8 protein-coding genes are annotated in these 12108 nt (G+C 62.7%); 3 read left to right on the top strand and 5 right to left on the bottom strand.

From position 1 onward, the window contains the following. Positions 1-652: 652 nt before the first annotated feature. Entirely contained in the window at positions 653-3013 is a 2361-nt protein-coding gene (locus B5D32_RS02135; RefSeq protein ID WP_078783443.1) for a YfhO family protein, read from the bottom strand. 157 nt (positions 3014-3170) lie between these two features. Here B5D32_RS02135 and yfbR point away from each other — a divergent pair, with 157 nt between their 5' ends. Then, positions 3171-3773 carry a 5'-deoxynucleotidase gene (gene yfbR / locus B5D32_RS02130; RefSeq protein WP_078783442.1) on the top strand — a complete coding sequence of 201 codons (603 nt, stop codon included), beginning with the start codon at positions 3171-3173 and terminating at the stop codon, positions 3771-3773. Between the two features lie 96 nt (positions 3774-3869). On the opposite strand, the gene dusB is transcribed toward yfbR, so the two are convergent. Continuing rightward, positions 3870-4859 (bottom strand): tRNA dihydrouridine synthase DusB, encoded by a 990-nt coding sequence (gene dusB / locus B5D32_RS02125; RefSeq protein WP_333490655.1) that lies wholly within the window; start codon positions 4857-4859, stop codon positions 3870-3872. Positions 4860-5096: 237 nt separating this feature from the next. Between dusB and B5D32_RS02120 the strand changes: the two genes are divergently transcribed. Together B5D32_RS02120 and tsaD are read left to right on the top strand one after the other, a co-directional pair. Beyond that, complete coding sequence (locus B5D32_RS02120; protein WP_078783440.1) at positions 5097-7610, top strand: DNA polymerase I; 2514 nt, start codon at positions 5097-5099, stop codon at positions 7608-7610. A 195-nt stretch (positions 7611-7805) separates the two neighbouring features. After that, the gene (gene tsaD / locus B5D32_RS02115) at positions 7806-8813 is read left to right on the top strand and encodes a tRNA (adenosine(37)-N6)-threonylcarbamoyltransferase complex transferase subunit TsaD (RefSeq protein WP_078783439.1); all 1008 of its coding nucleotides are present in this window, start codon (positions 7806-7808) and stop codon (positions 8811-8813) included. A gap of 210 nt (positions 8814-9023) precedes the next feature. On the opposite strand, the gene B5D32_RS02110 is transcribed toward tsaD, so the two are convergent. The 3 genes from B5D32_RS02110 to B5D32_RS02100 are packed head-to-tail and all read right to left on the bottom strand — an operon-like array spanning position 9024 to position 12099. Continuing rightward, on the bottom strand, positions 9024-9992 hold the full coding sequence (locus tag B5D32_RS02110; RefSeq protein ID WP_078783438.1) for a hypothetical protein: 969 nt from the start codon (positions 9990-9992) through the stop codon (positions 9024-9026). 3 nt (positions 9993-9995) lie between these two features. After that, positions 9996-10826, bottom strand: coding sequence for a family 6 glucosyltransferase (locus tag B5D32_RS02105; protein WP_078783437.1), 831 nt, complete (start codon positions 10824-10826; stop codon positions 9996-9998). Further along, the gene (locus tag B5D32_RS02100) at positions 10819-12099 is read right to left on the bottom strand and encodes an ABC transporter ATP-binding protein (protein ID WP_078783436.1); all 1281 of its coding nucleotides are present in this window, start codon (positions 12097-12099) and stop codon (positions 10819-10821) included. Before B5D32_RS02100 ends, B5D32_RS02105 begins: the two co-directional genes overlap by 8 nt. Between the last annotated feature and the right edge of the window lie 9 nt (positions 12100-12108).

Below are 12108 nucleotides of genomic sequence, written 5' to 3'. Positions count from 1 at the left end.
AAAGTATGAACGGCATCCTCCCGGAAACTCGCTTTCTTTTGGCAGCAAAAGAAAGCTTGCAAAGAAAACTGCCGCTGTTTCGACGCAGCGGACCCGCGACTTGGGGGCTGCACGCCCCCAAGACCCCCAAAGCGGAGGTCGGAAGTCTCGGCGGCTAAACGGACGCAGTATTACTGTCCGTTCTTAACGCCGCCGAGCCTTCCTCCACCTTAAACTCGGGTGTTCCCCCGAACCCCCGCAGGGGTGAGGTAGAGGCCCCCTTGTCAAAGGGTGACTCCCCGCTGCGCGGGGAGATGTCGCGGAGCGACAGAGGGGCCCGGGCCCGAAGGGCTGTCACCGTTAGGTGACTGGGGGATTCCGACGGGCCTTGCGTGGCTGCCCATTCCCGGTCAACCACCCGCCAACTTGGAAGGGGATGGGCTGCCGCCCTCCCTTGCCCCTCTCGTGCACAACGATTCACGGCAGTCCGTAGGGGCCGGGCATGTCCGGCCCGCGGCTTTGCTATGCTGCCCGTCAACGGGCTGAACCCCTCCGCCCTGCTTCGCGGCCACCTCCCCTGATGGGGAGGCTCTCCCCGCGGGCTTCGCCCGCGCAAATGGCGTCCTTTTCCAACAGGTTCGCAGGGAGGGGTCTTGACCCCTCCCTACAAATGTTACCGCTTACTTCCCGGCTGGCTTTTTCGTTTCCTTATAATCACCAGCAAATACACCCCATACACTGCAATCGCCGCTGCGCTCACGCAGGCGGACACCTTCAATCCGGGCGTATGGTAGGTAAATTCTATCTCGTTCTCCCCCGCGGGCACGTACACGGCCATCAGGCCGTCGTCCACCTTCTCGATTGCGGCGGGCTCACCGTTGACCGTGGCACTGAACCCGTCGTCATAAGGCACGCTGAAAAACACCAGCTCGTCCGCGTCATAGGCGGTCTTTGCGGTAAAGCCGGTGTCCGTCGCGGTAAACGCTGCCACACCGGCGGCACGGCGGGCGGCACAGTCGGCGGCGTAGGCGTCCTCGCCGCGGTCGGTCAGCTCCTCGTCGGGCAAGGGTTCCAGCAGGCTGCCAAAGGCGGAGATCTGGTCGTCGTCCAGCAAAATCGCGCGGCACAAAATCTGGGCGCGTTCTTCCTCGCTTACCCGCTCCAGCTGGTCCGCTGTCACGTAGCAGTCGTAGGTAAAGCCCATCGGCACCCAGTTTTCGTTCTCGTAGAGGGCGTAGGCGTCGGTCTCGCCGGTGCGCTGCCAGCCGGGCAGATCCTTGTCGGTCCACTCGGTCTCCTTGTCCTTGGCGACCAGCGTGTACCGCACGCTCAACAGGCCGCGCAGGGCGTAGTTCTCGGCGTCGGGCTTGGAGTTCACGTCCCGCTTGACGCCGACCTCGGGGTAAAACGCCATAATACTCGGCGCAACCGTCGAGTTGAAGAATTGCAGGCAGCTCCTGTTGAACCACAGCCCCAGATTGTTGTGCGCACCGTAGGCGTCAATGCGGTAAAACGCATCGTCCGGCAGCGCGGCGGCGACGTCCTCGACGGAATCATAGGTTTCGGCAATCAGATTGCTGTCCACATCCCACTGGGCGTACTTCGTCAGAGACAGATGCAAACTGCCGTACAGCAGGCTGAATCCCAGCACGGCGGCGGTCAGAATCGCGCCCCACCGCCGCTTATGGCGGCAAAAATGCCACAGCAGCGCAAAAATCACGATACCCAGCATCGTCATGCCGAAGATAGCCCAGAACCGCGCGGGCTCGTCCAGCACGCCAAAGACCGTGTTGCCGTCGTCGTCCTTGCCCGGCACAACGGCAAACACCACCGCCGTCAGCGTCAGGAAGGTCGTCAGCCGCAGCGCCCGCGGCAGACGCTGCTCGGCCAGCGCCGGGCGGGAGAGCAGATAGCACGTTGCACCGCACAAAACCAGAATCGGCATATAGTACCACCGCGCGTAGTAGCTCGAGTTGAGCGCATAGAACGCGCTGTTCAGCACCGGCACAAACGCACAGGCGACGCAGACCTTTAAAACGTAGGTGAACGGGTGGCGCTCCCTTGCGCGGCAGAACGCCAGCCCGCCCGCGACACCGACCAGCGGCAGATAGGCCGTCAGGCTCGTGTGCTTGAGGATGCCCTCCTGAAACAGGTCCTTGAAATAGGGCGCGTCGGGCATGAGCAGGGTGCTGTAAAAAATCGCGCCGTACTGCTGGGATTTACCGTAGAACAGATACCCGTACCCGCTGAACGGGTCGATGGTACGCGGATTTTGCAGCAGCGACAGCCCCGCCGGGAGCAGCAGCACGCACCCGCAGGCACAGCCCAGAGCTGTCTCCCACGCCAGGCGCACGAACTTGCGCAGACCCAGCTCATACCGCCGCCCGGCGGCCATGCAGAAGAAATAGATGATGAGAAAGACCGCCTGCCCGGCGAAGAAGAAGTAGTTATCGACAAGGTTCAGCGCGACCCAGAACGGGAACGCGCCCTTTTTATCGTCGATGACCGCGTCGTCCAGCGCGGCCAGCATGTACGGAAACAGCGCCACAACGTCCAGAAAGTGGTTGAAAAAGATGTTGTAGATGCTGAACCCGGAAAACGCATACAGGCAGCCCGCCAGCATGCTCCAGGTCTCGTCCCGCACCCAGCGGCGCGCCCAGAGATACCCGCCGCCGCCCGCAACGGCCATTTTCAGGCAGAGCAGCGGCACCATGGCCCACGGCATGAGCCGCGCGGGCACGACCATGGACAGCCAGAAGAACGGACTGCCCAGCAGGTAGAACGAGTAGGAATTGACAAACCCGCTGCCCAGGTCGGTGGCCCAGCTGAACGACCCGCCGTTTTTGACAAAGGCGTTGGCGTACTGGTAAAAGTTGATCTGCTGGTCGTTGAAGTCCCCCGCGTAGTGGAAGTACCCGCCGCCCGCGACGGCATCCACGATGCAGTGAGGCGCAAACAGCAGCACTGCCGTGAAAAAGCAGAGTGCAAAGACGCGCCAATAGTTCGATTTTTGTTTAAAAATTGTGGTTTGCATATTGATAGTCCCCTTTATGGGGCCTCACTTTGAGGAAAGTTGTGGTATACTTACCGTAGAGCTGTAGGGGGCGGCGTGCCTGACGCCCCCCGGGCCGATGGCGAGCATCGGCCCCTGCATACGCCCCATTATACCACAAACCGGAGGTCGCGTGAAGATGAAAACCTATCCGTTCAGCGCGCTGTTCAGCCGCATGAAGTACATCACCCGCTGGTGCCTGATGCGCAGCACCCGCCCCGAGTCCCTGAGCGAGCACACCGCCGACACAGCCATGCTGGCGCACACGCTCTGCCTGATCGGCAGGCACTGCACGGGCACCGGCGCGGCCCTGCGGCCCGAGGTCGTAGCCACAGCGGCTATTTACCACGATGCACCGGAGATTCTGACCGGTGATATGCCGACGCCCGTCAAGTACAAGAACGACGCCCTGCGCACAGCGTACAAGGCCGTGGAGCACGAGAGCGCCCGCGTGATGGCGAGCCTGCAGCCCGAAGAATTACAGGCCGAGACCCAGGTCTGGCTGACCGGCAGCGTACTGAACGACGCCGAGCGCAAAATTTTAAAGGCCGCGGACCGGCTTTCCGCCGTTATCAAGTGCATTGAGGAGGACCGCGGCGGCAACCGCGAGTTTGAGGCCGCCTACGCCCAGCAGATGGCCGCCCTGCACGCCATGCACAGCCCCGAGGCGGAGTATTTCATCGAGCACATGCTGCCCTGCTACGAGCAGAATCTGGACGAATTGACGAGGGGACGGTTTTGAAGCGCCACGGTAGGGGCCGGACATGTCCGGCCCGCGGCATACCGGTTATTGCGCTTTTACGGGAAGGTTGCGGGCCGGGCATGCCCGGCCCCTACGTTATTGCAACCTATACACCGCCTCGATCAGCGTATCCACATCGCTGAAGTGCTCGAGCATCGAGCAGTAGCGGCGCAGGGCGGCAGCGCCGTGCAGGCCCTTCATATAGTGCATGGCCTGGCTGCGTGCCTGGGGCATGGCGGCCCACTCGCCCTTTTCCTCGCACATTTCGTAGATTTGGTCGCGCAAAGCGGTCATCCGCTGGTTCAGCGTCGGCTCGGGCGGGCGTTCCTCGCCCAACAGCGCTGCGCGCACCTGCGCAAACAGCCACGGGTCGCCCAGCGCACCGCGCCCGATCATAACGCCGTCGCAGCCGGTTGCTTCTAATAAGGTAAGGGCTTCGTCGGCGGTGGTCACGTCGCCGTTGGCCAGCACCGGGACGGACACGGCCTGCTTGATGGCCGCGATGGCCGCCGTGTCGATGGGCGGGATGTACATCTGCTCCCGCGTGCGGCCATGGACGGCGATCAAGTCTGCGCCGTTGGCCTCAAGCTGTTTGGCGACCTCGACGCCGGTCAGGTGGTCGGCGTCCCAGCCGATGCGCATCTTGACGGTCAGCGGCGTATCATCGCCCAGCGCTTTGCGCGCGGCGGCGACCATCTGCCCGCAGAGCGGCGGGTCCAGCAGCAGCCTGCTGCCCGCGCCGCTGCCGGTGATCTTGGGCGCGGGGCAGCCCATGTTGATGTCGAGAATGTCAAATTGGATGCCCTGCTCCCTTACAAACAGAATTGCCTTGGCCATCGACTCCGGCTCCGCGCCGAACAGCTGGATGGCGTACAGGCCGTGGGGGTGCTTGTCCCGCAGCAGAGCCAGGGATTTTTCATCGTGGAAGTTCAGCGCCTTGGCGCTGGCCATCTCGCTGACGGTCCAGGCCGCGCCGTGGTCGGCCATCAGATGGCGGCACGCCGCGTCGGTCAGGCCGGCCATCGGCGCAAACACCGCGCCGGTGGGGATGGATAGGTTGCGTAGCTGCATAAGTTTCCTTTCCAAAAGGCTTCCCCCTCGGGGGAAGCTGCCGCCCGCAGGCGGCTGATGAGGGGCAAAGTCCGCGCAGCCGCCCGTGACCGGGTCCCGGCCGTAAGCCCGCCCCCTCATCCGGTGCTGCGCGCCACCTTCCCCCGCCCGCGGGGGAAGGCTTTAGACTTTTCGATTTTTACATTCTATTCTACCATATTTTCCGCAAATGTGGTATACTGAAATGTAGATTGTTTATAAGGAGTATTGCGCATGAAACTCATGGTCCTGGACGGCAACAGCCTGGTCAACCGCGCGTTTTTCGGCATCAAGCTGCTGACGACGAAGGATGGCCGCTACACCAACGCCATCTACGGCTTCCAAAATATACTGCTCAACCTGCTGACGGCGCACAAGCCCGACGCCGTCGCCATCGCGTGGGATGAGCGTGCGCCGACGTTCCGCCACACCGCCTACGACGGCTACAAGGCCACCCGCCACGGCATGCCCGAGGAGCTGGCCCAGCAGATGCCGGTTTTGAAGGAGCTGCTGACCGACCTTGGCTTTGTGCAGGTCAGCAAGGCCGGCTGGGAGGCCGACGATATTCTCGGCACGCTGGCCGCAGCGTGCGAGGCCGCGGGCGGCACGACGCTGCTGGCTACCGGTGACCGCGACAGCTTGCAGCTTGTGGACGATGCAACCACCGTGTTGCTGGCAACCAACAAAGAGACCATCCCCATGGACCCCGCCGCCATCCGCGAGAAGTACGGCATCGAGCCGCCGCAGCTCATCGACGTCAAAAGCCTGATGGGCGATGCGTCGGACAACATCCCCGGCGTGCCCGGCATCGGTGAAAAAACCGCGCTGGCGCTGATTTCGAAGTTCGGCAGCCTGCAAGGCGTCTATGACAACATCGACGACAAGGCCGTCAAGCCGGGGCAGCGCGCCAAGCTGACCGCCAACCGCGACAAGGCCGACCTGTCCTATATGCTGGGCACGATCCGCAAGGACGCGCCCATCGAGACCGACCCTGCCGCCTACCTGCGCCAGCCCGGTGACCCCGCTGCCGCCGCGCAGCTGCTGGCCGCGCTGGAAATGCACAAGCTGGTGGACCGCTGGGGCCTGAACGGCGGCACCGCGCCCGCCCCATCCGAGAATGCCGCACCGCTCGAGACAGTCGAGCCGTCCCCCCTGCCGCTGCTGCTGGAGGGCCGCTTCTACGCCGCCCGGAACGCCGACGGCGATTGGTACCTTGTGCAGGGGCAGGACGTCTACCTGCCCGACACGGACCGGCTGGCCGCGATTCTGGACAGCGGCGCCGAGCTTTGGGCGTTCGACGCAAAGCCGCTTTACCGCCTGGCGCTGGAGCACGGCGGCATCGGCAGTGCGCTGCGCTTTGACGGCAAGCTGGCCGCGTATCTTTTAAACCCGTCGGCCAGCGGCTATGAGGTACACTCCCTGGCCGCCGAGTACGGCGTACACGCCGCCTTTGCCTGTGAGGCCGCGCCCGATGCGGGCGTGCTGGCGGGCCTGTGCGACACGCTGGCCGCCGCGCTGGACGAGAGCGGCCAGCGCAAGCTGCTGGACGTGATGGAGCTGCCGCTGGCCCGGGTGCTGGCCGACATGGAGCGCATCGGCTTTGCGATTGACGCCGACGGCATCCGCGCGTTCGGCGACAGCCTGCGCAGCGAGCTGGACGGGATCTTAAACAATATTTATACAACTGTCGGTTATTCGTTCAACGTAAACAGTCCGAAGCAGCTGGGCGAGGCGCTGTTTGACAAGCTGGGCCTGCCGCCGCGCAAGAAAAACGCCCGCGGCTACTCCACCGACGCCGAGACACTGGAAAGCCTGCGCCCCTACAGCCCGGTCATTGACGAGATCCTGAAATACCGCACCTACGCCAAGCTGCTGTCCACCTACGTGGACGGCCTGCTGAACGCCGAGGCTGCGGACGGGCGGGTCCACTCGACCTTCATCCAGACCGAGGCGCGCACCGGGCGCATCTCCTCCACCGAGCCGAACCTGCAGAACATTCCCATCCGCACCGAGCTGGGCAGCCGCCTGCGCAGCTACTTTGTGGCGGGCGCGGGCGAGACGCTCGTGGACGCCGACTACTCGCAGATCGAGCTGCGCATTCTGGCGCACATCACAGGCGACGAGCACATGCAGCAGGCGTTTTTGAACGGCGCGGACATCCACCGCTCCACCGCTGCCAAAATCTACCACATTCCCGAGAGCGAGGTCACGCCGCAGCTGCGTTCAGCCAGCAAGGCCATCAACTTCGGCATCATGTACGGCAAGGGCGCGTACTCCCTGAGCAAGGATCTGGGCATCCCGGTCAAGGAGGCGGACACTTTCTTAAAGACCTACCTCGACACCTTCCCGAAGGTGGACGGTTATATGAAGGACTGCATCGCCCACGCGAAGGACAAGGGCTACGTCGAGACGCTGTTTGGCCGCCGCCGTGCCCTGCCGGAGCTGGCCAGCTCGAACTTTCAGGTGCGCGCCAGCGGCGAGCGGATGGCCCGCAACACGCCGATCCAGGGCACTGCGGCGGACATCATTAAACTGGCCATGGTCCACGTCTGGCAGCGCCTGCGGGACGAGAAATTGCAGGCGCGTCTGCTTTTGCAGGTACACGATGAGCTGATCGTCGAAGCGCCCGAGGAAGAAATCGACGAAGTCAAGCGCATTTTGAAGGAAGAAATGGAAAACGTCGTGCATTACAGCGTTCCCCTGACGACGGAGGTCGGCGTGGGAAAGACATGGCTGGAGGCACATTAAATATTTCGCGCGAACGCGCGCTACTTGCCTCCCTCGGCGAGGGAGGTGCCCCGTAGGGGCGGAGGGAGCGAACTGTGCCATTACCCGAAATTTTTCGTATTACCGCAAAGTTCTCTCCTCCACCGCCTGCGGGCGGAGCCCCCTCCCAGAGGGGGCCAAGAGATTTTACTCTACTCCTTTAAAAAGGGTGATAATATGTATGTTTTAGGTATCGAGTCCACCTGCGACGAAACCGCGGCGGCGATTGTGGAGGATGGACGGAAGGTCATCTCCAACGTCATCTCCACCAGCGTCAAAGAGCAGGCGCTCTACGGCGGCGTTGTGCCGGAGATCGCCAGCCGCCGCCATGCGGAGTATATCAGCGCCACCGTTGACAAGGCGCTGGCCGACGCCGGCATGACGATGGCCGACGTGGACGCCGTAGCCGTGACGTTTGCGCCGGGGCTCATCGGCGCGGTGCTGGTGGGCGTCAACTTTGCCAAGGGGCTGGCCTACGCGGCGGGCAAACCGCTTGTGCCGGTGCACCACCTGCGCGGGCACATTGCGGCCAACTATTTAACGCATCAGGATCTGAAGCCGCCGTTTCTGTGCCTCGTCGCCAGCGGCGGGCACAGCCACATTGTACTGGTCGAGGACTGGTGCCGCTATAAAATCTTAGGCCGCACCGTGGACGACGCCGCGGGCGAGGCCTACGACAAGGTCGCCCGCACGCTGGGTCTGCCCTACCCCGGCGGCCCCAGCGTGGCCGCGGCGGCGCGGGACGGCAACCCCAAGGCGTACAAGCTGCCCGTGCCCCATGTGGACGGCAAGTACAACGTGAGCTTCAGCGGCCTGAAAACCGCCGTCATCAACGAGGTCCACAACGCCGAGCAGAAGGGCCAGACCGTGAACGTGGCCGACATGGCCGCGAGCTTCCAGGAGCGCATCGACCAGATCCTGGCCAAAAAGCTGCTGGCCGCGGCGGCGGACACAAACGCCAGGCAGGTCGTACTGGCCGGCGGCGTCGCCGCCAATGGCCGTCTGCGCCAGCTGGTCAACGACGGCGCGCAGAAGCTCGGCGCAAAGGTCTTTTTGCCCGAGCTGAAATACTGCGGCGACAACGGCGCGATGATCGCCGCGCAGGGGTATTACGAGTTTCAGGACGGCAATTTAGCCGATTGGAGCCTGAACGGCCTGCCGACGCTGCCGATTGATTACCGGTAAAAAATAAAAGGATATGCAGCAGAGCTTTTCTGTTGCATATCCTTTTTTCGTTAGCATGCAAAGGCTTCCCCCTCGGGGAAGCTGTCACCGCAGGTGACTGATGAGGACAGACCCCGCCATTACAACCCATAATCGGGTCATCTCGGCAAAGCTGCCCCTCACCCGGCCTGCGGCCACTCTCCCCCAAGGGGGAGGCTTTTCATCGGCTTTTTATCGCTGCATCGGCCCGAACCAGATTTTTTTGCCGGTCTTATTCTGCAAATCGGCCTTGCGCTGCAAATAGTGGAAATAATCCTCATCGACGGCGCAGTGGTTCCGCTTGGAATACAGATTGCACCGGCGGCAGAATACAAAATACGGCAGCAGGTACGCCGTCCCCAGACAGGCGCGCACGCGGGCATAGCGCTCGGCGCGGTCCGCGCTTTTGTTCAGGCTGGCGGGGCGGTTCTCGAGGTCTATGAAGCCGCGCTTTGAGAAATCGACCTCGATGCCCTCCTTCTCAAACAGCGGCACAACGTCAGATTCCACCCACTGGCCGTGGCAGATGCCCATCCACTGGCCGCCGTGGTAGCCGTAGTCGAGGAACCGCGCATCCTCTCGCGTAACACAGTAGAACTTATCCCGCGGGTGGGCGGCGGTCAGCACGTTGCAGCGCTCCTCCCAGTCCCATGGGCTGACCTTGTGCTGCCAGTAGGCAGCAAATTTGGCCGTGCGCCAGACGGCAGCCTGCAAATTCAGCGTATAGCGGTTGCCGGCGGGCAGGCGGCGGTAGCCGGGGTAGCGGTCCACCTCCAAATCACACACCGCGGCGGTCACGTCGCTGTTGAAATAAACGATGTCCCGATCCGCGTCCATCCAGCGGACGATGTCCGCCAGCCGCGCAATATCCACGGGCCGCCGCAGGAAAAAGTCATCCAGCAGCAGCAGCGTGTACTCGGTTTTCACCTCGCGCAGGGCGTCTGTCATCCGCTCGCCGTAGGTCGGCGCGGTGCTGTGCACACAGCGTAGATTCAGCCCGTCAAAGGCGAAGTCCTTTGTCTCGGTGTTCAGCAGGATTTCCGCAGGCAGCGGCACAAAATAGCGCTTGAGCAGCGTAAAGAACGGCTGCCACAAATCGGCGTAGGCGTCGCAGCTGTTGACCAGCAGGGTCACACGGTTTTGCCAGCTTGTATCGGTCATCGGTCAGCTTCCTTTTTTGAAAATATGGTTCTGCGTCCACCGCGCGGCGCGCATGGCAAAGTGGTTCCACCGCGCCACCGCCGGGGAGAGCTTCGTCTCCGGCGCGTCCTTGCGCAGCGCCGGAATGTCGATATACCGCGCCTTACTGCGGATGCGGATGATGCAGGGGAACGGCAGATGGTCCCAGCCCTCGGGGTAGCAGAACGCCGGGGTCAGCACGCGGAAGTCTTTGCGGAACAGGATATACCGGTTGATTTGGGATTCATCGTGCCAGAGCGCAATGACGTTGCGCTGCAGGTCGCGGCGGATGCGTGCATCCAGCGTGTGGCAAAGCTGCAAAAATGCCGCCGCCTCGCCGCCGTTGACGCCGCCGCAGACGTAGTATTTGCCCAGCCCGTAGGGGATACAGGCCGTGCTGCGGGGGTTGCGGTCATAGGTGAACTCATAGTTCGGTTTGGCGTAGAACGACGGGTGCTGCACGACCAGCAGGTGCTCGCCCTTTTCAGCGCGGGGCAAAAGCATCTCCCGCGTGACGGGCTGCATGAACTCGGCGTTGGCATTGAAGAAGAAGATGTAGTCAAACGCTTTCAGCGCCTGCTCCTGCTTCAAAAAAATCTCAAACCGGCGCAGCGTGGCAAACGGCCAGGAGTAGGCTTCCTGCGCACAGATATGCACGCGGGGGTTGTCGTCCCCGGGCAGGGTCGCGGTGTCGGTAAAGACAAAGTAGTGGACCTCGCAGTCCTTGAGCAGGTATTTCTCGGCGCTCTCGTAAAATTCCGGCCAGAACACCGTGTACCTGCCGGTGGCGATGTAGAGCGCCGCGACCTTAGTCATGCTGCACCTCCACCACGGCGGCGGTGGGCAGCTCGATGGGGCCCCATGCGGTGGTGTTCCACTCGGTCTCGCCCTCGGTCAGGGTGTCCACCATGCGGAACATCATGCCGGGGACCCAGTCCTCCACCGTATGCGCGCCGCCCTCGCCCTGGGTGATGACGGTGAAATAGCTGCCGTACTTGCCGGGGGCCAGCACGCTCAAATCATACCGCGCCGTGAACGTCGTATACCCGGGCTGCAGATCCAGCCCATAGACGCAGGTCGCGCCCAGCGGGTTGCCGACCTCGTCGCGCATTTCCAGCCGCAGACCCACGTCCGCGACAGCCTCGTTGACATGGACGCGGTAGCGCACCGTGACCGGCTTGCGGCGCTCGAGCACCTCATTGTCGGCGTCGAGCAGCTCAACGGACTGCAGACGGATGTTGTCGCGCTTGAACCAGTTGTCGCGCTTGACGCCCGAGTAGTCGATGAAGGATGCCTCCTGCGACTTGGTGGAGAGGTACAGCGCGATGCCCTCGTCCACGTCGCCGTCGAAGATGACCTTGCCCTTGTCCAGCACGATGCAGCGGTCACACAGGTCGCGGATCGTCGCCATGTTGTGGCTGACGTAGAGGACGGTCTTGCCGTCGCGCCGGGCGGCCTGGCGCATCTTGGTCAGGCACTTTTTCTGGAACTTCATGTCACCGACGGCGAGGACCTCGTCCATGATCATAATTTCGCTGTCCAGATGGGCGGCAACGGAGAATGCCAATTTCACGAACATGCCGCTGGAATAGCGTTTGACCGGCGTGTCGATAAAGTCGCCGACCTCGGAGAACTCAATAATTTCCGCCATCTTGGCGTCAATTTCGGCGCGGGTCATACCTAAAATCGCGCCGTTCAGGTAGACGTTTTCTCGGCCCGTCATCTCGGGGTGGAAGCCGGTGCCGACCTCGAGCATCGAGGCGACGCGGCCATACAGGTCAATATCGCCGGAGGTGGGGGCTGTGACGTGGGTCAGCAGCTTTAACAGCGTGGACTTGCCCGCGCCGTTCGAGCCGATGATGCCGACGGCCTCGCCCTTGTTGACCGTGAAGCTGACGCCGTTCAGCGCCATAAACGTCGTACCGATCAGGCGCTGGTCGGTGCCAATGAGGGTGTTCGGGTCCTCCTTGCCGCGCTTGCGGGCCCACCAGCTTTGCAGGTCGCCGCGCAGCGTGCCGCCGCCGATCTGCCCCAAGCGGTACTGCTTTTTCACGTTCTCGACGCGAATCATCAACGAATTTTCACGCATACTCGCGCC

This window comes from Gemmiger formicilis (assembly GCF_900167555.1).
Lineage (GTDB): Bacteria > Bacillota > Clostridia > Oscillospirales > Ruminococcaceae > Gemmiger > Gemmiger formicilis.
The sequence above is the reverse complement of the archived record's forward strand: the minus strand, read 5'-3'. Positions and strand labels throughout refer to the sequence as shown.